This is a genomic window from Mitsuaria sp. MSU3D (genome assembly GCF_056867975.1).
In genome coordinates this window covers 3,314,721-3,336,549 of the sequence record NZ_CP200314.1, presented here as the reverse complement: position 1 = coordinate 3,336,549, position 21,829 = coordinate 3,314,721, and the positions used below count along the sequence as shown (strand labels likewise).

Below are 21,829 nucleotides of genomic sequence, written 5' to 3'. Positions count from 1 at the left end.
ATGGCCGTTCATCGGTATCGCTGCAGCACGTTTAGCGCGGGTCCGTAGTCCCAGCCCTTGGGAATGCCCGGCAGTTCGAGGCCGCGCGGGAGCATCACGCATCGCAGGCGAGGCATCGCCCGCATCTGGCCGAACAGGCGGGCCACATCCAGGCGTGAGGGGTCGGCGCTCCAGAGGGAGAGCATCGACAGCGTCGTGAGGTTGCATCCCTCGACCAGGGTCCCGTCCGGCGCCCGGCAGTCCAGGTGCTCGATCCCCAGCCGTTCGGCGCTCTCCTTGAACTGGGCCGGATCCGGCATGCGATACAGGTGCATGCTCCTCAGCATCAGCGCCGCCCCGGCGCGATAGCAGACGGTGCCGATGAGGCCGGGTGGCGGCAGTTCGGCGCATTCGAGCACCGAGAAGGGCAGGACCGTCGGGAAGCCGGCCCCGCCGTGCTTCTCCATCCGGTCCGCCGCGTCGAGGATGGCGTCCACCGTCGCCGCGCGACAGCGCGCCCGGTCCTGTGTGGGCGCGGCGTGGATCCATTGGGCAAAGCGCGCGCGCTGTGCCAGCAGCGCCCGATCGTCCCCCGGCTTCTGCGTGTACGTGCCGATCCGCAGATCCTTCGCGAGATGCCAGGTCGTCGCCAGGACCTCGAGATCGCCGCGCGTCAGCGCGCACCCGGCCGGGTCATCGAGCTTGTCGCCGAGCTCGCGAAGCCTGGGGATGCCGGGCAAGGGGCGGTAGAGACATTCCGGCAGCGACGCCAGCGCCGCACGAACGGCGGCAGCCTGGGCCGCGTTCAACAGCAGCGCGCCGTGGCGGCCCGACGTGCTGGCGCGCAGACAGTCCTCGGCGTTCCTCACGATGTCTTCGACGGTCTCCCACCCCGCGCGTTCTTCCGGAGACGGCGTCCACCTGCCGTCCAGGGCCAAGCGATCCATCAGCAGCGTCTGGCGGTCGTCGAGCCGCCACGCGTCGGGGGTGCAAGGCACGCCGACACGCCTCTCAGGCGTGCCATCGGTCCCGGCGGGCACGCCCATCAAAGGCATAGGAGGCATCGAGGACGTCGAGTCCAGGTTCATGTGGATTCCAGTTGCATCGGGGGGCGTTGAGTTGGCTGGAGGCCATTGCGGTTCCGTGGGTCGAGTGCCGTCGTCGGCACGGCGCGAGGGCGACGTGCCCGGTCAGGAGCCTGTCGAGGCGGGGTAGGCCCTGCGCAAGGGATCGAGCCATTCGTCCATCAGGGCGAAGGTCAGCCTGTCCAGTTCGAGCGGCATCTGCTCCTGGATCTCCTTGTAGCGCCGTTCGGCCTCGAGGTCCGATGGGTCCTCGTCCGCACGTTCTCCGGCCTCCAGGAATCGCTGTTGCCACTCGTCGTTCGCCGCCTGGTAGGACGGATCGAGCCGCAACCGCTCCACGGCGCGATGGGCCGTCCCGCTGGTCGATTGCATGAACTCGCGCAGCCTCGGGAAGTCGGCGCGGACCTCGTTGCCGAGGATCAGGTCGACCTCTTGCCGCTGGCTGTCCGGCCAGTCCTCCAGCGTGGGCTCGCGACCCAGCGCCCTGTTGTTCATGCCGCTCTGCTGTACGAAGAAGGGGACGCCGGTCCGGGTGAAGGGCTTCTCCGTGATCTGCGTCAGCCGGAAGTCGATCAGCGCCTGCAGCGAGAGGCTGTGTTCGATGTTTTCCGCGTCGGGGTCATGGATGCCGACGTAGAGGTCGGCCAGGTCGTGCAGGCTCATGCGCATCAGTGCGCCCGGGTCGCTGCCCGCGCGGAGCATCTGGTCCATGCTGGCGAGCGTCTTGCGCTTCGCATCGATGCAGGTCCAGGGGCCCGCCAGGTCGTTGCTCAGCTCGGACAGCAACGCAGGCTCGGCGGTCAGCATCTGCAGGAGGCTCTGGCTGCGGGCCATCATCTCCTGGCGGACGATGCCTGCGTACAGCGGGCCCAGCGCGGTCAGCTGCCGGCTGGACTCCACGAGAAAGTCCACCAGGAGCTGGCTGTCGTCGCACGCCTCGATCGCCTGCCAGAGAGCCTCGGGATCCTCGGCTCCCCAATCGGCCAGCACCGCGGCAGACCCCTGGGCCTGCTGGAGCGTCTCCCTGGTCAGCTGCCATGACGTTGCCGAGCGCTCGGCGCGCCACCCGCTGGGGGCTTCAAGCGGGTCTTCCGTGTCGGCAGGCATTCTCACCAGCAGCAGCGCGCGGTCCGGCTGACTGGCCAGCGCCACGGCGAAGCGGCCACAGCGATCCGAGTCGCCCCGGAGATCGACGTGTGTGGCGCAGTCCGGCATCCATGAGAGGGGCTCGGGCGGCTCGTCGCCGAGAGAAACTTGCCAGGAGCGCAGATCGAGGCCGGTCAGCGCATCGCGGATGCTGTCCGGATCCAGGGGCCGGGCGTGACGCAGGATGACATTGAAGTCGCGCGCCTCCAGGTCGAGTTCGGCCAGGAGCGCCGACGGCGGCAGTGAGAACCGGCTGGCGCGTTGGCGGGTCAGGCCTTGACCGTCGAAATACAGGTTCTCCTGCAACGTGTCCTTCACGACTTCACGCAAGGCTCGCCCGCCGCTGGCCCTGGCCTCCGCGTCCCGATCCGAGTACGCGTCCGTCTCCCATCGGGCGAGCTTGGCCAGCGCCTTCGTCCAGGGGGCGCCCGTGTTGCCACGAGCGGCCTGCAAGGCGTCCATGCACGCGATGACCAGGTCGTTGCGGGACGCATGCGTATCGAAGTCGGGCGCCGACGTCTCCGAGGCGCCCTGGCCTTGCTGCCGCAGCGCGAGGGCTTGCTGCCGCTGGCGACCGCTCAGCAGGCACAGGGGCACCTCCGCGATCATTGCCGCCATTTCCTCGGTGCCGGGGAGCATGCGTCGCCTGCTGGGCGCGAAGACCCTCCGGAACGGGCTTTGTGGCCAGCCAGCTTCGACCTCCGCCAGTCGATTCAAGCAGCTTTCGACCAGCGGCGAGAGGGCCAGCGTCTCTCCTTGTTCGAGTCGTTCCATTTTCGCCACCTCGTGCGCCGGCAGCGACCAGGGCGGCGGCAGGCCGGTCTGGCGCGTGCCATGTTCAATGGGGGGGTCGTCGCCCCACATCGTGGTGCCGAGAGACGCGGTGGTGTGACTGGAAGGGATCATGACGCTGTCCAAGCTGAGGGCAAGGTAGTGCTCAGTCGTTCCCGCAGGTTCGTTGACCGTGGTCATGTGTCCGGCGTCCGGACGGCGGGCGCTCGGCCCGATCAAGAGTCCGCCGAGGCGGGGTAGGCCTTGCGCAAGGGATCGAGCCACCCGTCCATGAGGGCGAAGGTCAGCTTGTCCAGCTCGAGCGGCATCTGCGTCTGGATCTCCTTGTAGCGCCGCTCCGCCTCGAGGTCCGATGGGTCCTCGTCCGCGCGTTCTCCGGCCTCCAGGAATCGCTGCTGCCACTCGTCGTTCGCCGCCTGGTAGGACGGATCGAGGATCAGCCGTTGCGTGGCGCGACAGGCCGGCCCGCGGGTCGACTTCATGAGTTCACGCAGCATCGGGAAGTCGGCACGGACCTCGTTGGCGAGGATCAATTCGGCCGCCGCTCGCGGGCCGTCCTTCCAGTCGGCCACCGTGGGCTCGCGATCCACCACGCGGTGCTTCATGCCGCCGATCTCGGCGTAGAAGGGCAGCGCGGCGCGGATGAACGACTTCCCCGTGATCTGCGCCAGTCGGAGGTCGAGCAAGGCCTGCAGCCCGATGGCGCGTTCGATGTCTTCGGCGATGTTGCCGCCCGTGAAGCTGACGTGCAGTTGGCCCAGACTGCGCGAGCTCATGCAGAGCAGCGCGCCGGCGGCGTCGTCCGCGGAGCCGGCGCCGCCCGTGCGCATCGTCAGTTCCATGTCGGAGAGCGCCTGCCCCAGCGCGTCGACGCAGGGCCCGAGGTCCACCAGATCGCAGACCACCTCCGACAACAACTCTGGCTGGTCGGCCAGCATCCGCAGCAGGCGTCGACCGCGGGCGATCATGTCTTCGCGCAGCGCGGGCGCGCCGGGCTCACTCAGTTCGGTCAGCTTCGTCCTGAACGTGTCGAGGAATTCCATCAGGCGCCGGCCGTCGTCGGAGGTGCCGAGCCAGTCCCTCAGATCCGCGAGCCCGTCGCCGCCCCAGTACGCGAATGCCGACGCGGGATCCGGGGCTTCGACGGGCGTTTCGGCAGACAGGCGCCATACCCCTGCCATCGAATCGGCGTGCCAGCCGTCCGGAAGCGGACCCAGCCCATGCGGCATGGGTTCATTGACGCGCACTTCCCGGAGTCGACGCGCTTCCCCACGGGCCAATGCCAGCGCGAAGCGGGCGCAGCGGTCCGGATCTCCCCAGAGGAACACGTGCTCGGCGCCGTCCGGAATCAACAGGGGGGACAAGCCCGGATCGTCGCGGCCCAGGCGCAGGCTCCAGTCGCGCAGGTCGATGGCGCGCTCGGTGTCGAGGAAGGCCTGGAGATCCCAGGGACGGGCCGCGCCCAGTTCCGCGACGAGATCCCGCCCCCGCAGGTCCAGCGCCTCGACAAGCGCGCGGGGCGGCAGGGAGAACTCAGGCGCGGGGCGGTCCGTCAAGCCGTGACCGTCGAGTTGCAGGAGCCCTTCGCCCGAGTCCCTCACCACCTCGCGCAATGCGCGGCCACCGCTCGCCCGGGCATTCGCCTCGGGTTCCGAGGACACGTCGGCCTCCCATCGGGCAAGCGTCGCCAGCACCGTTGCCCGGGAACTTCCCATGCCGCCGCGGGCGGCGTTCAACATGTCCAGGGTCGCGAGACACAGGTCCTCCCTGCGGGCCGCCGGATCGAAGAACGGGGCGCTTGCACGCGATCCGCGCAGCCCGTGCCGTCGCAGCGCGAGGACGTGCTGCCGTTGTCCGGCGCTCAGCAGGCACAGGGGCACCTCGGCGATCAGCGCTTGCGCTTCCTCGTCGCTGGGGCGAGCCAGCCGGCGTTCCAGGAATGCTCTCCGGAACGCGCTGCCCGACACGTGGTCGTCGACCGCGGCCAGTCGATTCAGGCATCGTTCGACCGGCGGCGAGAGTGCCAACCGCTCGCCCCGTTCGAGTCGTTCCAACTTCGTCATCTCCTCCGCGGGAAGCGACCAGGCGAACGACCGCGCCGTGGCGACCGGATGCGGGTCGTGCTCGACATCAGCGCCCGCGTCCCGCGCGGGGTGGGCGGCAGCCGTGGTGGAGCCGGGAGGGATCATGGCGGTGTCCGAACCGAGGGGGAAAGGTAGTGCCCAGGTCTTTCCGCCGGTTCGTCGAGTGCCGCGATGCCCTGGCCGTTTCGACCCCGCGTCCCTGTCCCGACATCCCCACCCCCCACGTTCATGGTCCCTCCGCGCCGTTGCGCCGTCCCCTGATCCGGGTGGCTCGCGGGGCCCCGTCGCACGGCCGTCGCACTACATTGACCGGCAGGCAACAAGAACAGGGAGCCTCCCAGATGAATTCGGTGCAGCCATGGATGATGGTCGTCGGGACGCTGGCCGGATTGGCGGTCGGTGGCGCCGCGGTGAGCGGGTGGTGGTGGCCCAAGCTCAGGCGCGCGCGCCGGCTGATCGACCGGATCGAATCGTCGCGTCTGCTGCTCAACGAGCAGACCACGCAGGCGCGTCGTCAGATCGAGCGCCAGCAGATGGAGCTCGGCGAGCTTCGCCTGGTCGTCGAACGGCTGCGCCGCAAGGCGGCGATCGCCGCCGCGCCGCACGACACGGGCGACGGGGCTGATTCCATCCTGCCGCTGGATTCCGTGTCGCCGATCAGCGCGCCCACGCCGCTGCCGGCATTCCGTCCGATCGACAAGCCGCGGCACGCGCCGGCGCCCACGGTCGCCAGCGTCGACGCCGCGCTGGAGCGCCAGGACCGCGCCCGCGAGCGCGCCGCCCAGGGCGGCTTCGCCCGCACCGAGATCCAGGACGACGACGGTCCGAATTCGCGCGGCTTCATGCCGACGCAACTCGACAAGCCCTTCTGAGCCGTGGCGGCGGTCGGCGGCCGGCGGCCGGCGCGCCGGCCCTTCAGCCGATGAGCGCGATGCCGCCCGCTTCCGCCTTGCGGCGCAGCTCGTCCCAGTCCCTGGGCCATTGGCCTTCCAGCTCCATCCGGACGAGGCCCGGGGGAAGGTGCAGCTGACGCAGGAGTTCCGCGTCCGGAAGATCGGGCGCCGCCAGTTCGCCCAGGCGATCGGCCCCCGAGCGCCAGGCGCCGAGCACCGTGGGAGACGCGTCCCGCTCCGGATCGGTCACGGCCGCGAGCCTCAGCAGGTCCGCCATGTCCTGGCGGATGTAGGGATGGACCGTGTCGTGCTGCGAACGCTCCCACCGCTTGAGGCCCGCCAGGCCTTGCAGCACTTCGGCGTCGAATCTCGCGCCGCCCGGAACGACGCGATCGAACAGGGGCTGGAGCTCGCCCAGCAGTTCGTGAAGACGAAGCAGTTGCTCGTACGAACAGTCCCGCGACGCGTCGCCGCCGAGGCGCTGTTGGCACTCGCGGATTTGCGCCTGGTGCCGGGCACAGAGCAGACCGGGGGGCAGCAGCATCAACAAGGCCCGCGCATCCTGGCGCTCGGCCCGGGCCAGTGGCGCCAGGTCGTCGAGGCTCAACGCGCCGTCATGGGCATGGACGAGCCGCTCCTGGACGGTCGCCAGCCAATCCGGCAACGCGCGCAACGCCGCCCGTTGAGACTGCGAGACGGGAAGCGGCTCGCCGCCAGCCAGCGCCTCCAGCCACGGGTCGTCGGGCAAGGCGCCCCATGGATGTTCGTGCGCGGGCACGATCGTCGTCGAGTCGGCTTCGCCGCAGGATGCGGCCTGTGCCGCGATGCGGGGGAGGGCATGCATGCTGAATCTCCGCTAAACGCAAGCTCACGGACCCCGCCGCACGATCGAGCTGTTGGCCGCGCGCAGGTACGGTGACGCCAGGATCTCGTCTTTCGCCCACAGGCGCCGTTCCGATCGATCGTAGACCCAGCCGGACGGCACGTCGCTCGGGGCTCCCATGGATTTGGCCAACGTGACCAGTCCCAGCTTGGGCAGCTTGCCGAGCTGGTGGAACAGTGCCCGCCAGGTCGGCTTGCTGGCACTTCCGTCCGCCGACAGCTCGATCTCGCGCAGGGTGCGGACCCCGGTCGCCCAGTCGGGCAGACGCCCGTCGCGCAGCGGCAGGCGCAATTGCTGGACCTTGAGCGCGGTCGCACGGGCGGCGAACTGTTCGGGCGCGACGACGCGGCCGCGAGTCAGCGTCAGCTTGCAGGGCTGGCCTTCGAAGCCCTTGAGCAGTTCCAGCGGCGGCAGCTCCAAGCCTGGGCCGTCGTCAGGTTCCCGCAGCTCATTGAACGTCGCGGTCAATCCTGGCCCGTTCGACAGGGACCTCGAGAGGAGCGCGAGGACGAGATCGCGGCGTGCCGCGGTCGGCGCGTCCGGCGCCGCATCCCGCCAGCCCGCGAGCGAAGCCTCCCGGCGCAGCGCCGCGCGTTTGGCGTCGGGTTCCAGGGAGCGTCGGCACGCCGCCAGGCTCATGGCGCCCACGTGGCACAGGTCAGCCAGTTCATCGGCGCTCATCGGCTGCGGACCCCGACCGAGACGTTCCCGCCATTCGCGAGTGCTCTGGATGCCGTCCAACGTGAGCAGGCATTCGGGCGCCGCGTCGAGCACCGTGAGCACGGTGGCCACGTCGTCGTTGGCCAGCGTGAACGTCGGATAGGTGCGGTGCTCCGGGCTGTAGTCGATTTCGGCGGTGTCGAATCGCCAGTCGTTGATCAGGGCGCCGAGACGTCCGAGGGCGGCGCGCTGATCCGGTGCCGGATGCCAGGTGCCGGCCAGCGCGAGCGATGTTTGCACGGTCTGCTGATCGTCCCGTGTGCGCCAGGGAGCGACACCCCGCGACGGGTTGCCGGACGGGATGCCGTCGGACACGTCGGTGGGCGCGGACGACAAGGCCGGGTGTGTTGAGATGGGAAGGTACATGGCGAGCGTCAGGGATGGGGACACGACGGTTCAGTTGTCTGTTCCTCCTTCGGGTTCGCTTGATCCGTTCAGGCCGCCGTCCTCCGCACTTCCCCCGTAGCGCCCTGTCACAGCAGAGACAATCCGCGCGCCTCGGCGCTGCCTAGAATCGAACGATCGTTCTTTTCGCCGGCGGCCTCCGGAGACACGCGGCCGCGGCGAGGCGACTCTTCAGCATCGGAAGGAACAAGCATGGGTGCCAGCTACGAAGTCCGCGGTCAGGTCGCGGTGATCACGCTCAACAATCCGCCGGTCAACGGCCTGGGTCACGCCACGCGGCTGGCCGTCGCCGAGGGCGTCGAGAAGGCGGAGAACGATCCCGCCATCAAGGCCATCGTGATCACCGGCGCCGGCAAGGCGTTCTCCGGCGGCGCCGACATCCGCGAGTTCGGCTCGCCCAAGGCGCTGGCCGAACCCAACCTGGGCTCGCTGATCAACCGCGTCGAGTCCTGCACCAAGCCGGTCGTCGCCGCGATCCACAGCGTCGCCATGGGCGGCGGCCTGGAACTGGCGCTGGGCTGCCACTACCGCGTGACCGCGCCCGGCGCCAAGATCGCGCTGCCCGAGGTGAAGCTGGGCCTGCTGCCCGGCGCCGGCGGCACGCAGCGCCTGCCGCGCGCGCTGGGCGTCGAGCCCGCGCTCAACATGATCGTCAGCGGCGAGCCGGTCCTCAGCGAGCAGCTCGCGCAGGTGCCCGGCCAGGTGCTGTTCCAGAAGGTCGTCGACGGCGACCTGATCGACAGCGCCGTCCAGTTCGCGATGAGCATCGCCGACAAGCGCCCGCTGCCGCGCGTGCGCGACATCAAGGCCCAGCATCCTGAAGCCCAGGCCTACTTCCAGTTCGCGCGCAACACCGTCGGCGCGATGGCCAAGAACTTCCCCGCGCCGCTGCAGTGCGTGGAAACGGTCGCGAACGCGGTGGCCATGAAGTTCGAGGACGGCATGCGCGCCGAGCGCGACGCCTTCCAGCAGCTGATGCTGACGCCCGAATCGAAGGCGCTGCGCCACGCGTTCTTCGCCGAGCGCGCCGCGTCCAAGATCCCCGACGTGCCCGAGGACACGCCGCTGCGCAAGGTCGAGCAGGTCGCCATCATCGGCGCCGGCACGATGGGCGGCGGCATCGCGATGAACTTCCTGAACGCCGGCATCCCGGTGACGATCCTCGAGATGAAGCAGGACGCGCTGGACCGCGGCGTCGCCACCATCCGCAAGAACTACGAGGCGCAGGTCAAGAAGGGCAAGCTCAAGGAAGACCGCTACGCCCAGCGCATGAGCCTGCTGGGCACGACCCTGAGCTACGCCGAGATCGGCCAGGCGGACCTGGTCATCGAGGCGGTCTTCGAGGACATCGGCGTCAAGGAGCAGGTCTTCAAGCAGCTCGACGCGGTGATGAAGCCCGGCGCGATCCTGGCCAGCAACACCTCGACGCTGGACGTCGACAAGATCGCGGCCTTCACCAAGCGCCCGCAGGACGTCATCGGTACCCACTTCTTCAGCCCGGCCAACGTGATGAAGCTGCTGGAGGTGGTGCGCGGCGCGGCCACCGCCAAGGACGTGCTGGCCACCGTGATGGCGCTGGGCAAGAAGATCCGCAAGACCTGCGTCGTCTCCGGCGTCTGCGACGGCTTCATCGGCAACCGCATGATCGAGCAGTACAGCCGCCAGGCCGGCTTCCTGCTGGAAGAGGGCTGCACGCCGCAGCAGGTGGACAAGGCGGTGGAGCGCTTCGGCTTCGCGATGGGCCCGTTCCGCATGGGCGACCTGGCCGGCAATGACGTGGGCTGGTACATCCGCAAGCGCCGCTACCTGGAGAAGCCGGACCTGCGCTACTCCAAGACCGCCGACCTGCTGTGCGAGATGGGCCGCTTCGGCCAGAAGACCGGCGCGGGCTGGTACGACTACCTGCCCGGCAAGCGCGACGCGATCCCGTCCAAGACGGTGCTGGAGATGATCGACATGCACCGCTCGGCGCTGGGCATCACGCCGCGCAAGATCAGCGACGAGGAGATCGTGCAGCGCCTGGTCTTCGCCCTGGTCAACGAGGGCGCCAAGATCCTGGAGGAGGGCATCGCGCTGCGCGCCTCCGACATCGACATGGTCTACCTCACCGGCTACGGCTTCCCGCTCCATCGCGGCGGCCCGATGTGCTACGCCGACACGGTCGGCCTCTACAACGTGGTGCAGGCGATGAAGCGCTTCGCCAAGAACCCGCTGGACGACGGGAAGTTCTGGGAGCCCGCGCCGCTGCTGCAGCGCCTGGCCGACCAGGGCAAGGGCTTCAACGACTGACCCCCGCGGACCGCATCAGGAGAAAAGAATGAGCAAGGCATTGATCGTTTCCACGGCCCGCACCCCGCTCGCCAAGAGCTGGAAGGGTTCGTTCAACATGACCCACGGCGCGACGCTGGGCGGCCACGTGGTGCGCGCGGCGCTGGAGCGCGCCGGCATCGAGGGCGGCGAGGTCGAGGACGTCCTCATGGGCTGCGCCACGCCCGAGGGCGCCACCGGCGGCAACATCGCGCGCCAGATCGCGCTGCGCGCCGGCCTGCCGGTGAGCGTCTCCGGACAGACCGTCAACCGGTTCTGCTCCAGCGGCCTGCAGACCATCGCGACCGCGGCGCAGCGCATCATCGCGGGCGAGGCGGACGTGTTCGTCGCCGGCGGCGTGGAGAGCATCTCCTGCGTCCAGAACGAGGCCAACCGCCACATGGGCCACGAGAGCTGGCTGTCGGCGCACAAGCCCGAGATCTACTGGTCCATGCTGCAGACGGCCGAGAACGTCGCGCAGCGCTACAAGATCCCGAAGGAGCGCATGGACCGCTACGGCGCGGCCAGCCAGCAGCGCGCCTGCGCCGCGCAGGCCGAGGGCCTGTTCAACGCCGAGATCGTGCCCATCACCGTGATGGCCGGCGTCGCCGACAAGGTGCGCGGCATGACGACGAAGGAGGTCACCGTCAGCGTCGATGAAGGCCTGCGCGTGGGCACCACCTACGAGAGCATCAAGGACATCCGCACGGCGGTCCCCGGCGGCGTGGTCACCGCGGGCAACGCCAGCCAGTTCAGCGACGGCGCCGGCGCGTGCGCGATCGTCAGCGAGGCCTATGCCCAGAAGAAGGGCCTGAAGCCGCTGGGTCGTTTCCTCGGCTTCGCCGTGGCCGGCTGCGAGCCCGACGAGATGGGCATCGGCCCGGTCTTCGCCGTGCCCAAGGTGCTCAAGCGCCTGGGCCTGAAGGTGTCGGACATCGACCTGTGGGAACTCAACGAGGCCTTCGCGGTGCAGGTGCTGTACTGCGCGGACACGCTCGGCATCCCGATGGACAAGTTGAACGTCAACGGCGGCGCGATCGCGATCGGCCATCCGTACGGCGTGTCGGGTCAGCGCCTGACCGGCCATGCGCTGATCGAAGGCAAGCGTCGCGGCGCCAAGCGCGTCTGCGTGACGATGTGCATTGGCGGCGGCATGGGCGCGGCTGGGGTCTTCGAAGTGCTCTGACGAGCACCCCCCTACCGGCTGACGCCGGCCCCCTCAGGGGGCGAGCCCGAGGGCCCGGCAAAGCCGGATCCCCGGGCTCCGCTTGATGAGTCGGCGGGCTTCGCTCCGCCTCTGTTGTGAGATGCGCATGCGCCAGACCTTGGATTTCCTTCTCTACGACTGGCTGAAGGTGCAGGACCTCGGCCGGCGCGAGCGCTTCTCGGAGCACTCGCGGGAGACCTTCGACGCGGTGCTCGACACCTGCGAGAAGATCGCCCGCGAGAAGTTCGCGCCGTTCAACCGCCTGGCCGATACCGAGGAGCCGCGCTTCGACGGCGAGCGCGTGTTCCTGCCCAAGGCGACGCACGAGGCGCTCGCCGCCTACGTCGGCTCCGGCATGCTGGCCGCCGCGCAGGACTACGAGCACGGCGGCATGCAGCTGCCCTGCGTCGTCGAGATGGCCGCCAACTGCTTCTTCAGCAAGGCCAGCGTGTCCCTGGGCGGCTACGCGATGCTGACCAACGGCAACGCCAACCTGCTGATGGCGCACGGCACCGACACGCAGCGCGAGGTCTTCGCGATGAACGAGCTGTCCGGGCGCTGGTTCGGCACGATGTGCCTGTCGGAGCCTCAGGCCGGGTCGTCGCTGTCCGACGTGGCCACGCGCGCCGAGGCTGACGGCGCGGACTTCGAGGCCGATCCGCTCGGCCCGCGTTACCGGCTCACCGGCAACAAGATGTGGATCTCGGGCGGCGAGCACGAGATCACCGAGAACATCGTCCACCTGGTGCTGGCGAAGATCCCCGGACCCGACGGCAAGCCGCTGCCGGGCACCAGGGGCATCTCGCTGTTCATCGTGCCCAAGCACCTGGTCGACACGGGCGGGCAGCTCACCGGCGAGCGCAACGACGTGGCGTTGGCGGGCCTGAACCACAAGCTCGGGTATCGGGGCACGACGAACTGCCTGCTCAATTTCGGCGAAGGACGCCACACGCCGCGCGGGAAGAAGGGCGCCATCGGCTACCTCGTCGGCAAGCCCGGCGACGGCCTTCGGCAGATGTTCCACATGATGAACGAGGCCCGCATCGGCGTCGGCCTCGGCGCGGTGATGCTGGGCTACGCGGGCTACGAGGCGAGCCTCGAGTACGCGCGTCAACGCCCCCAAGGTCGGCCGGTCGCCGCGCGAGCCGGCGACGGGCCGTCCCGAGCAGGCGAGACCCCCTCGGGGGGCGGCGACCGCGCAGCGGGCGACCGGGGGCTGACAACCTTCAAGGACGCGGTGCGGCCGCAGGCGCTGATCATCGAGCACGCCGACGTCAAGCGCATGCTGCTGGCGCAGAAGAGCTTCGTCGAAGGCGGTCTGGCGCTGGAGCTGTTCTGCGCGCGGCTGGTCGACGAGCAGCACACGGGCTCGGCGGATGAGATCGCTGCGGCGAAGCGGTTGTTGGAAGTCCTGATCCCCATCGCCAAGAGCTGGCCCAGCGAGTGGTGCCTGGAGGCGAACTCGCTCGCGATCCAGGTGCTGGGCGGCTACGGCTACACGCGTGATTTCCCGGTCGAGCAGTACTGGCGCGACAACCGCCTGAACATGATCCACGAGGGCACGCACGGCATCCAGGCGCTGGACCTGCTGGGCCGCAAGGTCGTGATGGACGGCGGGCAGGCGCTGATGGCGCTGGCCGCGCGCATCAGCGACACCGCGCAGCGCGCCGGCCAGGTGCCAGGTCTTGCCGAAGCGGCGAACGAACTCGGCGCGGCGCTGGCCGCCGTCGGCGGCGCCACGAAGAAGGCCTGGTCGACCGGCGAGCCCGAGGCGGCGCTCGCCAACGCGACACCGTACCTGCAGGCCTTCGGGCACACGGTGCTGGCGTGGATCTGGCTGGACGTGGCGCTCTCGCTCGATGGGCGGGAGGACGACTTCGCCCATGGCAAGCGCGCCGCGCAGCGCTACTTCTTCGCCTATGAGCTGCCCAAGATCCACGCCTGGCTCGGCGTGGTCGCGCGGCGCGAGGCGCTCACGCGCGAGATGCAGGACGCCTGGTTCTGACCCCCGCCGTCACCGCCGTCACCGCCGTCGACGACGGCGGTGACGGTGACATGACCCACATCGAGAACATCAAGGAGACAACGATGAGCAGCAAGGTACAAGACCTCTTCGACCTGACCGGCCAGGTGGCGCTGGTGACGGGCGGATCCCGCGGCCTCGGGCTGCAGATCGCGGAGGCGCTCGGCGAGGCCGGCGCGACGCTGATGCTGAGCTCGCGCAAGGCGGGCGATCTGGAGGAAGCCGTGGCGCATCTGAAGGCGCGCGGCATCGCGGCGCAGTACATCGCCGCCGACGCCTCCGACGAGGCGCAGGCGCGGGGCATCGTCGATCAGACGCTCGCGAAGCTCGGCAAGATCGACATCCTCGTCAACAACGCCGGCGCGACCTGGGGCGCCCCGGCGGAGGACCACCCGGTCGAAGCCTGGGACAAGGTGATGGACCTGAACATCCGCAGCCTGTTCGTGATGAGCCAGGAAGTCGCGCGCCGCAGCATGATCCCGCGCAAGTCGGGCCGCATCATCAACGTGGCCTCGATCGCCGGCCTGGGCGGCAACAGCGGCATGATGAAAACGATCGCCTACAACACCAGCAAGGGCGCGGCGGTGAACTTCACCCGCGCGCTGGCCGGCGAATGGGGCGTGTACGGCATCACCGTCAACGCGCTGGCGCCGGGCTTCTTCCCCAGCAAGATGACCAAGGGCCTGATGGCGGCGATCGGCGAGGAGAAGCTCGCCGAGCACGCCCCGCTCAAGCGCATCGGCGATGATGAGGACCTCAAGGGCGCCGCCCTGCTGTTCGCGAGCCGCGCCGGGAAGCACATCACCGGGCAGATCCTCGCGGTCGACGGCGGCGTCTCCGCCGTCCACGGCAGTTGATGGCTCCTCCCCCTACGCGCTTCGCGCGCCCCCACCGGGGGGCGAGCCCGAGAGCCCGGCAGAGCCGGATCTCCGGGCTCCGCTTGGCGGGGACGGCGTCATGCTGTCGTGGGCGCATCTGCCCGTGATTCGAGGTTGTCGTGACTGAAAAGCCGTCGTTGAAGTTCCCCGTCCACATCCCCTTCGTCCAGCAGCTGGGTTTCGAGCTGGTCCGCATCGACGAAGGCGAGGCCGAGCTGCGGGTCGACATCCGCGAGCTGCATCTGAACTCGTGGGAAGTGGCGCATGGCGGCGTGCTGATGACGCTGCTGGACGTGGCGATGGCGCATGCGGCGCGCAGCGTGCACCGCGACCAGCCGGGCTTCGGCCCCGGCGTGGTGACGGTGGAGATGAAGACCAGCTTCATGCGCCCCGGCGAGGGCGCGCTGCGGGCCGTGGGCCGGCTGCTGCACCGCTCGACGACGATGGCCTTCTGTGACGGCGCGGTCTACGGCGAGGACGGCAAGCTCTGCGCCCATTCGACCGGCACCTTCAAGTACCTGAAGGCGCTGCCCGGGAAGGGCCGCAGCCTCAAGGCGCTGCAGCGCAGCGAGGACTGAGCCCGTCGCCCCAAGGGCTCATCCTTGCGCCGTGCTCCGGACCGACCGGAGTCGCTCGGTGGCGGAGTTCCGCGCCGGCAGTGGGGGAGGTGTCGGAATCTGGTCCGCGACCAGCCGGCGCACGACATCCAGTGCGACGTCCAGATGACGGATGGTCTCGGGCGCAAGCTCGAGCGGGGCAGCGGGGCGCCTCGAGACGAGCACCATCTTCGCCTCGATCATCGACTGGCGTTCCGCCGGCCTGAGGTGATCCGGCGGCACGGCGACCAACGCGCGCGCGATGGCGATCGCCTCCGATGACGAGATGGCGCAACGCGGGTGTTGACCCTCGTCGCTGGCGCGGGTCTGGAGCCAGGCCATCGGCGCGCGCAGCGCATCCACCGCTGCGGAGACCTGCTGAATCGTCGCGCCGAGCGACGATCGCGGCGTCACCATGTCGAGAGGCACGCCTTGACGACGCATCTCCATCGCGTCCACCTTGTGTTTGACATGGACCGAATCCGCCAGACCGGCGGGCGCGCGGCGAGCTTCGGCGAACACGTAGCTCGAGCCCTCGACCTCGTCCGGGCCCTCCACATAGACCGAGCCCTCGAAAGGACTCGTGTCCAGGGCGTGGTCCTTGCCATCGCGACGATGCAGGGAGGCCGGACCCTTGGGGACGACCAGGGATTCGGGGCGCTCGTAGATGCCCCTGTCGCGGCGGGGAAGGACGTCGTGGTCCTTGCTGCGGCGGGGCGGAATGACGTCGTCGTTGTCGCCGCGGCGCGGAGGAACGGCATAGTCGTGGCCGGTGCGGCGAGGAGGAATGGCGTACTCGTGGCCGGTGAGGCGAGGCGGCACGTCATAGACCGATGAGTCCGTGCTGGTCGGCGCCGGCGCGACGGGGACCGGCGGCGTCCGGGGCCGCAGCCGGCGCGGCTTCGAGCAGGGCCGTGGCGACAGCGCCTCCTCGACCGCCGCCATCACCGGCTTCGGCTCGATGTGACGCGCGCCGATCACGCACATCAATCGCAAGGCGATGTCCACAGGGCAATCCTGCGGCAACACCAGGGTCCGCGTCGGCCCGCTCAGGCGCTGCATCAGGCTGCCGGTCAGCCCGTCCAGGAGACGATGCGGCACCGCCGACAGATCCAGGGTTTCCGGTTTGCGGACCAGGGCCTTCTCGATCTGCCGGGCCGCGGCGAGGGCCTCCTTCCCGTGCTTCTCCCTTTCAATCCACTTGCGCACCTGAGGATCTCTCGGCGCCTGCGCCGGCCCGTCATTGCCGCCGAGCCAGGAGGGAAGATGGGAGCGACGGAAGATCTGCGACATGGTGAGGTGGCGTAGGGCTGGAAGGACGATGTCAGTCGACAGCCGCAGGCCGCGGTTCTTGACACGAATCTGCAGGTCGCCTCAGAAAAAGCACGCTCGTTCTTTTCTGTCACCCGAGGGACGTGAAGGGGGAAGAGGGCGTGGTTCAATCGTCGGCATTCCGTCACGGATCGTGGCCGGGTCTCCGCCCGCGATTCCCTTTCATGAGCCATGCGCTGACATGGATCCACAACGACCGAGGAGCCCCCGATGAGCCAAGTGAACCGCCAGATCCATCTGGTGTCCCGCCCGACCGGAGAGGCCGGCACTGACAACTTCAAGCTGGTCGAGCAGCCGATCCCCGAACTCGCGGACGGGCAGGTGCTGGTCCGCAACCATTACCTGAGCCTCGACCCCTACATGCGCGGCCGCATGAACGAGAGCAAGAGCTACGCCGCGCCGCAGCCGCTGGACGCGGTGATGATCGGCGGCACCGTGGGCGAGGTGGTCGCGTCGAAGAACCCGCACTTCGCCGTCGGCGACAAGGTCGTCGGCATGGGCGGCTGGCAGGAGTACCAGCTCGTCGACGCCAACCAGCGCGGCGTGCTACAGAAGGTCGACACGACGCATGTGCCGCTGTCCGCCTACCTGGGCGCGGTGGGCATGCCGGGCGTGACCGCGTGGTACGGCCTCGTCAAGATCATCGATCCGAAGCCGGGCCAGACGGTGGTGGTCAGCGCCGCCAGCGGCGCGGTGGGCGGCGCGGTCGGCCAACTGGCCAAGGTCCGCGGCGCGCGCGCGGTGGGCATCGCCGGCGGCGCCGACAAGTGCCGCTACGTCGTCGAGGAACTCGGCTTCGACGCATGCATCGACTACAAGCAGCACACCGACCTCAAGTCGCTGTCCGCCGCGCTGAAGGCCGAGTGCCCCGACGGCATCGACGGTCACTTCGAGAACGTCGGCGGCATGATCCTCGACGCCGTGATGCTGCGCTCGAACGCGTTCAGCCGCATCGCGATGTGCGGGATGATCGCCGGCTACAACGGCGAGCCGATCCCGCTGACGCTGCCGCAGCTGATCCTCACGAACCGGATGAAGATCGAGGGCTTCATCGTCTCCGAGCACATGGACATCTGGCCGGAAGCGCTGAAGGAACTCGGCACGCTGGTCGCGACCGGCAAGCTGAAGTTCCGCGAGAGCGTCGCGCAAGGCCTCGAGAACGCGCCCGAGGCCTTCCTGGGGCTGCTCAAGGGCCGCAACTTCGGCAAGCAGCTGGTGAAGCTGATCTGATGGTCGGCCCGCGCTGGATCAACCAGCCCTTCGACGAGCTCGGCGTCCGGGGCCTGTACCGCGCGCTGCGCCTGCGCGCCGAGGTCTTCGTCATCGAGCAGCGCTGCCTCTACCTCGACCCCGACGGGCTCGACGAGCACGCCTGGCATCTGCAAGGACTGGGGCAGGGCGTGGACGGCGCGGAGGAACTCTTCGCCTACGCGCGTCTGCTGCCGCCGTCGATCGGCGACGGCTCGGCGCGCATCGGCCGCGTCATCACGGCGTCGACGGCCCGTGGCGGCGGCCTGGGCCGCGCGCTGATGAGCCAGGCGCTGCGCGAATGCCAGAAGCTCTGGCCGGGCCAGCCGGTCGAGCTCGGCGCGCAGGCCCACCTGCGCGAGTTCTACGGCAGCTTCGGCTTCACGCCGATCTCGGACGTCTACGACGAGGACGGCATCCCCCACATCGACATGCGCAAGGACGCGACGCCATGAGCGGCCCCACCCACGAGTCCCCCATTCCGCCGGCCTGCCGTCGGCCGACGACCTCGTCCTGCATCACTACAGCAGCTCGCCGTTCGCGGAGAAGGCGCGGCTGATGCTGGGCCTCAAGGGCCTGGCGTGGCACTCGGTGACGGTGCCGATGGTGCTGCCCAAGCCTGATGTCGTGGCGCTGACCGGCGGCTACCGCCGCACGCCGTTCCTGCAGCTCGGCGCGGACATCTACTGCGACACCGCGCTGATCGCCGAGGTGCTGGAGGGCCGTCGTCCGACGCCCAGCCTGTACCCCGCGGCCGTCGCCGGCCACGCGCGCATGCTGGCGCAGTGGGCCGACACGGACCTGTTCTGGACCGCGCTGCCGTATGCGATGCAGCCGGCGGGCGCGACCGCGCTGTTCGCCGGGGCGCCGCCGGACATGCTGAAGATCTTCGTCGCCGATCGCAAGGCGATGAGCGAGGGCATGCCGCAGGTGCGCGGCGTCGACGCCGGCGCGGCATTGACGCAGTACCTCGAGTGGCTCTCGTCGATGCTGTCCGACGGCCGGCCGTGGCTGCTCGGCGACGAGACGAGCATCGCCGACCTCAGCGTCTATCACCCGCTGTGGTTCGTGACCCGGACCGGGCCGCTGGCCGAGATCTTCCAGCCGCATGAGGCGCTGCGGGCCTGGATGGGCCGCGTCGCCGCGATCGGTCATGGTGAGCGGGCCGGCAAGCTCGACGGCGCCGCGGCGATCGCGCTGGCGAAGACCTCGACACCGCGTCCCGCGCGGGTCGAGGAGGGCCTGGGCTTCGCCGCCGGCGACGCCGTGACGGTCACGCCCTACGACTACGCCCGCGACGCGGTCGCCGGCACGCTCGTGGGCCTGAGCTGCCGCACGGTGACGCTGGCCCGCGAGGACGAGCGCGCCGGCCGCGTGCACGTGCACTTCCCGCGCATCCGCTACACGCTGAAGCGCGCATAGCCCGATCGGGCCCGCGAAGACGGGCTCGGGTGCCTGCGTGGAATGCAGGACAAGAACGCATCAAGGAGACAAGCGCATGAAGGACTATCAAGGCAAGACCGCGGTGATCACCGGCGCGGGCTCGGGCTTCGGGCTCGAGGTGGCGCGCATCGCCGCCGCGCGCGGCATGAACCTGGTGCTGTGCGATGTGCAGCAGGACGCGCTCGACCGGGCCGCGTCGGAGTTCGCCGCGCACCCGGTGCTGGCGCAACGCGTCGACGTGTCCAAGGCCGACCAGATGGAGGCCCTGGCGGCCGCGGTGAAGGCGCGCTTCGGCGCGCCGAACTTCGTGTTCAACAACGCCGGTGTCGGTTCGGGCGGGCTGATCTGGGAGAACGCGCTGTCGGACTGGGACTGGGTCCTGGGCGTCAACCTGATGGGCGTGGTGCACGGCGTGCGCCTGTTCACGCCGATGATGCTGGAGGCCGCCGGCCGGGATCCCGCATGGCAGGGGCACATCGTCAACACCGCCTCGATGGCCGGCATGCTGAACCCGCCCAACATGGGCGTCTACAACGTGTCCAAGCACGCGGTGGTGTCGCTCAGCGAGACGCTGTATCAGGATCTCGCGCTGGTGACGGACCAGGTGCGCGCGTCGGTGCTGTGCCCGTTCTTCGTGCCCACCGGCATCACGCAGAGTCATCGCAACCGGCCTGCCGACGGACCCGGGCACCTGGGCGCGGACAAGCCGACCAGGAGCCAGCTCATCTCGCAGGCGATGACCGACAAGGCGGTCAGCTCGGGCAAGCTGACGGCGGCGGACGTCGCGCGCATGGTGTTCGAGGCCCTGGACGAGGAGCGCTTCTACATCTTCAGCCACCCGCAGGCGCTCAAGGGCGTGCAGACGCGGCTGGAGGACGTGATGCAGCTGCGCAACCCGACCGATCCGTTCGAGGACAAGCCGGAGATCGGCGCGAAGCTGCGGGCCTCGCTGCGCGGCTGAAGCCGGACAGCGCACGGCAAGGTGTCGGAGACACCTGACACTTCTGACAGGGACCTCCCCCGGATGCGGGAGAGCCCTTCCCCTCGCGCCGGAGAGGCGGGCCCACAATCCTTGCGTGGTCCTGTTCGCACTCCCCCGACTTCTGCGCGTGCTGCCGCGCCTGCTGCCGATCCTGGCCGCGGCCGTGGCGGCGTGGCTGGCATTGGCGGGACAAGGGCACGCCGATCCGCGTGACTGGCTGACGACCGAGGAGCGCGCCTGGGTGGCGCAGCATCCGGTGCTGCGGGTCGGGGGCTCGGCGAGCTACGGGCCGTTCACCTATGTCGACGAGGAAGGCCGCCTCACCGGCCTGTCGGTGGACTACGCGCGGCGCTTGATGGAGCTCACCGGACTGCGCTTCGAATTCCAGCCGCCGCGGCCCTTCGCGGACAACCTGGACGCGCTGGCGGCCGGCACGCTCGACGTGCAGATGTCGCTGCGCGAGACGCCGGAGCGCACGCAGCGCTTCGGCTTCACCCGCCCCTACATCACGGTGCCGGCGGTGCTGCTGCGCCGCGCTGGCGCGGGCGACGACCCGCTGCGCCCCGGCGAGGCGGTGGCGGTGGCGCGCGGCTACGCGGTGGCGGAGTTCCTGCGCGACCGCTACGCCACCAATCCCTTGCAGGTCGAGGTCGACGACCGCACGGTGCTGCGCCGGCTGGCCGGCGGCGAGGTCGGCGCGGCGGTGGTGGACCTGGCCGGCGCGACCTACCTGATGCGGCGCGACGGCATCGGCAACCTGCGGGTGGTGGACGACATCGGCTACGCGTACGGGCTGGGCATCGGCTACCGGCGCGACTGGCCGATGCTGGGCCGCATCCTGGACAAGGCGCTCACGCGCATCGGCGACAGCGAGCGCCAGGCCATCGCCGACCGCTGGATCACGCAGGACACGGCGGCGATGCGCTGGCAGCGCCGCGCGCTGTGGGGCGTGGGCGTCGCGCTGGCGCTGGTTGTCGCCGGGCTCGGCGTGACGCTGCTGTGGAACCGCGCCTTGCAGCGCCAGGTGCGGCTGCGCGGCGAGCTGCTGCAGCGCGAGCTCGGCGAGCGCATGCGGCTGCAGGACGTGGACCGGGCCCGCGAGCTGGCCGAGGTCACGAGCAAGACCAAGAGCGAGTTCCTGTCCCAGGCCAGTCATGAGCTGCGCACGCCGCTGAACGCGGTGCTGGGCTTCAGCCAGTTGCTGGCCCACGATCCGAAGCGGCCGCTGGACGATGTGCAGCAGTCGCGCCTGCGGCACATCGACGAGGCGGCCAAGCATCTGCTGGTGCTGATCGAGGACATGATGACGCTGTCGCGCGTCGAGGCGAACACGCTGACCGTGCAGTCGCTGCCGCTGCAGGCGGGGCCGCTGCTGCGCCGCGTGGTGGAACTCGCGCAGCCGGCGGCGGCGGCGGCCGGCGTCGACCTGCAGGTCGGCATGACGCCGGAGGAGGACAGCACGCTCCCCCTCGTCCAGGCCGATCCCATCCGGCTGGAGCAGGTGCTGCACAACCTCATCTCCAACGCCATCAAGTACAACCGGCGCGGCGGCTGGGTGAAGGTCCGCGCCTGCGCGGAACCGCGCGGCTTCCGCATCGAGGTCGCCGACAACGGCATCGGCCTGAGCCCCGAACAGCGCTCCCAGCTGTTCCAGCCCTTCAACCGGCTCGGGCGCGTGGACCAGCCCGGGCACGGCATCGGGCTGGTCATCTGCAAGCAGCTCATGGAGCGCATGGGCGGGCGCATCCTCGTCGACAGCGAGAGCGGACAAGGCTCCCGCTTCACGCTGGAGCTGCCGGCCGTGCCGGCCGCCGCCTAGGCCGTCT

17 protein-coding genes are annotated in these 21,829 nt (G+C 69.8%); 11 read left to right on the top strand and 6 right to left on the bottom strand.

Annotated elements, in window-relative coordinates:
• Positions 1-8: 8 nt before the first annotated feature.
• The 3 genes from AC1VNM_RS14500 to AC1VNM_RS14490 all read right to left on the bottom strand — a co-directional run bounded on the left by AC1VNM_RS14500 (position 9) and on the right by AC1VNM_RS14490 (position 5,191).
• Positions 9-1,025 carry a hypothetical protein gene (locus AC1VNM_RS14500; protein WP_483107376.1) on the bottom strand — a complete coding sequence of 339 codons (1,017 nt, stop codon included), beginning with the start codon at positions 1,023-1,025 and terminating at the stop codon, positions 9-11.
• 144 nt (positions 1,026-1,169) lie between these two features.
• Positions 1,170-3,182, bottom strand: a complete 2,013-nt coding sequence (locus AC1VNM_RS14495; protein WP_483107375.1) for a hypothetical protein — start codon at positions 3,180-3,182, stop codon at positions 1,170-1,172.
• Between the two features lie 35 nt (positions 3,183-3,217).
• Positions 3,218-5,191: a hypothetical protein gene (locus AC1VNM_RS14490; RefSeq protein WP_483107374.1), complete on the bottom strand. Its 1,974-nt coding sequence runs from the start codon at positions 5,189-5,191 to the stop codon at positions 3,218-3,220.
• 236 nt (positions 5,192-5,427) lie between these two features.
• Here AC1VNM_RS14490 and AC1VNM_RS14485 point away from each other — a divergent pair, with 236 nt between their 5' ends.
• Positions 5,428-5,958 carry a hypothetical protein gene (locus AC1VNM_RS14485; protein ID WP_377161474.1) on the top strand — a complete coding sequence of 177 codons (531 nt, stop codon included), beginning with the start codon at positions 5,428-5,430 and terminating at the stop codon, positions 5,956-5,958.
• Positions 5,959-6,001: 43 nt separating this feature from the next.
• Here the strand turns inward: AC1VNM_RS14485 and AC1VNM_RS14480 are convergent, their stop codons facing one another.
• Both AC1VNM_RS14480 and AC1VNM_RS14475 read right to left on the bottom strand, forming a co-directional pair.
• Positions 6,002-6,823 (bottom strand): hypothetical protein, encoded by an 822-nt coding sequence (locus AC1VNM_RS14480; RefSeq protein ID WP_483107373.1) that lies wholly within the window; start codon positions 6,821-6,823, stop codon positions 6,002-6,004.
• A 24-nt stretch (positions 6,824-6,847) separates the two neighbouring features.
• The gene (locus AC1VNM_RS14475) at positions 6,848-7,948 is read right to left on the bottom strand and encodes a hypothetical protein (protein WP_483107372.1); all 1,101 of its coding nucleotides are present in this window, start codon (positions 7,946-7,948) and stop codon (positions 6,848-6,850) included.
• A 231-nt stretch (positions 7,949-8,179) separates the two neighbouring features.
• Here AC1VNM_RS14475 and AC1VNM_RS14470 point away from each other — a divergent pair, with 231 nt between their 5' ends.
• The 5 genes from AC1VNM_RS14470 (at position 8,180) to AC1VNM_RS14450 (ending at position 14,980) form a co-directional block, all read left to right on the top strand.
• Positions 8,180-10,276: a 3-hydroxyacyl-CoA dehydrogenase NAD-binding domain-containing protein gene (locus AC1VNM_RS14470; protein ID WP_483107371.1), complete on the top strand. Its 2,097-nt coding sequence runs from the start codon at positions 8,180-8,182 to the stop codon at positions 10,274-10,276.
• A gap of 28 nt (positions 10,277-10,304) precedes the next feature.
• Positions 10,305-11,480 carry an acetyl-CoA C-acyltransferase gene (locus AC1VNM_RS14465; protein WP_483107370.1) on the top strand — a complete coding sequence of 392 codons (1,176 nt, stop codon included), beginning with the start codon at positions 10,305-10,307 and terminating at the stop codon, positions 11,478-11,480.
• Between the two features lie 121 nt (positions 11,481-11,601).
• Positions 11,602-13,506 carry an acyl-CoA dehydrogenase family protein gene (locus tag AC1VNM_RS14460; protein ID WP_483107369.1) on the top strand — a complete coding sequence of 635 codons (1,905 nt, stop codon included), beginning with the start codon at positions 11,602-11,604 and terminating at the stop codon, positions 13,504-13,506.
• A gap of 83 nt (positions 13,507-13,589) precedes the next feature.
• A complete protein-coding gene (locus AC1VNM_RS14455) occupies positions 13,590-14,381 on the top strand; it encodes an SDR family oxidoreductase (RefSeq protein ID WP_483107368.1) in 792 nt (263 codons plus the stop codon).
• A 140-nt stretch (positions 14,382-14,521) separates the two neighbouring features.
• On the top strand, positions 14,522-14,980 hold the full coding sequence (locus AC1VNM_RS14450) for a PaaI family thioesterase (protein WP_377161488.1): 459 nt from the start codon (positions 14,522-14,524) through the stop codon (positions 14,978-14,980).
• 18 nt (positions 14,981-14,998) lie between these two features.
• On the opposite strand, the gene AC1VNM_RS14445 is transcribed toward AC1VNM_RS14450, so the two are convergent.
• A complete protein-coding gene (locus tag AC1VNM_RS14445; RefSeq protein WP_483107367.1) occupies positions 14,999-16,207 on the bottom strand; it encodes a hypothetical protein in 1,209 nt (402 codons plus the stop codon).
• 333 nt (positions 16,208-16,540) lie between these two features.
• Between AC1VNM_RS14445 and AC1VNM_RS14440 the strand changes: the two genes are divergently transcribed.
• From AC1VNM_RS14440 to AC1VNM_RS14420, 5 genes are all read left to right on the top strand, one after another.
• Complete coding sequence (locus AC1VNM_RS14440; RefSeq protein ID WP_377161492.1) at positions 16,541-17,560, top strand: NADP-dependent oxidoreductase; 1,020 nt, start codon at positions 16,541-16,543, stop codon at positions 17,558-17,560.
• A complete protein-coding gene (locus tag AC1VNM_RS14435; protein WP_483107366.1) occupies positions 17,560-18,033 on the top strand; it encodes a GNAT family N-acetyltransferase in 474 nt (157 codons plus the stop codon). The genes AC1VNM_RS14440 and AC1VNM_RS14435 overlap by 1 nt, the downstream gene beginning before the upstream one ends.
• A 34-nt stretch (positions 18,034-18,067) precedes the next feature.
• Positions 18,068-19,000 carry a glutathione S-transferase family protein gene (locus AC1VNM_RS14430; protein ID WP_483109279.1) on the top strand — a complete coding sequence of 311 codons (933 nt, stop codon included), beginning with the start codon at positions 18,068-18,070 and terminating at the stop codon, positions 18,998-19,000.
• A gap of 76 nt (positions 19,001-19,076) precedes the next feature.
• Complete coding sequence (locus tag AC1VNM_RS14425) at positions 19,077-19,982, top strand: SDR family oxidoreductase (protein WP_483107365.1); 906 nt, start codon at positions 19,077-19,079, stop codon at positions 19,980-19,982.
• A gap of 115 nt (positions 19,983-20,097) precedes the next feature.
• Complete coding sequence (locus AC1VNM_RS14420; protein WP_483107364.1) at positions 20,098-21,822, top strand: sensor histidine kinase; 1,725 nt, start codon at positions 20,098-20,100, stop codon at positions 21,820-21,822.
• Positions 21,823-21,829: the final 7 nt, after the last annotated feature.

What these genes read in the sequence shown, in the direction of transcription:
- AC1VNM_RS14500 (WP_483107376.1), bottom strand. Translation starts at nt 1,025, where the DNA reads ATGGGCGTGCCCGCCGGGACCGATGGCACGCCTGAGAGGCGTGTCGGC.
- AC1VNM_RS14495 (WP_483107375.1), bottom strand. Translation starts at nt 3,182, where the DNA reads ATGACCACGGTCAACGAACCTGCGGGAACGACTGAGCACTACCTTGCC.
- AC1VNM_RS14490 (WP_483107374.1), bottom strand. Translation starts at nt 5,191, where the DNA reads ATGATCCCTCCCGGCTCCACCACGGCTGCCGCCCACCCCGCGCGGGAC.
- AC1VNM_RS14485 (WP_377161474.1), top strand. Translation starts at nt 5,428, where the DNA reads ATGAATTCGGTGCAGCCATGGATGATGGTCGTCGGGACGCTGGCCGGA.
- AC1VNM_RS14480 (WP_483107373.1), bottom strand. Translation starts at nt 6,823, where the DNA reads ATGCATGCCCTCCCCCGCATCGCGGCACAGGCCGCATCCTGCGGCGAA.
- AC1VNM_RS14475 (WP_483107372.1), bottom strand. Translation starts at nt 7,948, where the DNA reads ATGTACCTTCCCATCTCAACACACCCGGCCTTGTCGTCCGCGCCCACC.
- AC1VNM_RS14470 (WP_483107371.1), top strand. Translation starts at nt 8,180, where the DNA reads ATGGGTGCCAGCTACGAAGTCCGCGGTCAGGTCGCGGTGATCACGCTC.
- AC1VNM_RS14465 (WP_483107370.1), top strand. Translation starts at nt 10,305, where the DNA reads ATGAGCAAGGCATTGATCGTTTCCACGGCCCGCACCCCGCTCGCCAAG.
- AC1VNM_RS14460 (WP_483107369.1), top strand. Translation starts at nt 11,602, where the DNA reads ATGCGCATGCGCCAGACCTTGGATTTCCTTCTCTACGACTGGCTGAAG.
- AC1VNM_RS14455 (WP_483107368.1), top strand. Translation starts at nt 13,590, where the DNA reads ATGAGCAGCAAGGTACAAGACCTCTTCGACCTGACCGGCCAGGTGGCG.
- AC1VNM_RS14440 (WP_377161492.1), top strand. Translation starts at nt 16,541, where the DNA reads ATGAGCCAAGTGAACCGCCAGATCCATCTGGTGTCCCGCCCGACCGGA.
- AC1VNM_RS14435 (WP_483107366.1), top strand. Translation starts at nt 17,560, where the DNA reads ATGGTCGGCCCGCGCTGGATCAACCAGCCCTTCGACGAGCTCGGCGTC.
- AC1VNM_RS14425 (WP_483107365.1), top strand. Translation starts at nt 19,077, where the DNA reads ATGAAGGACTATCAAGGCAAGACCGCGGTGATCACCGGCGCGGGCTCG.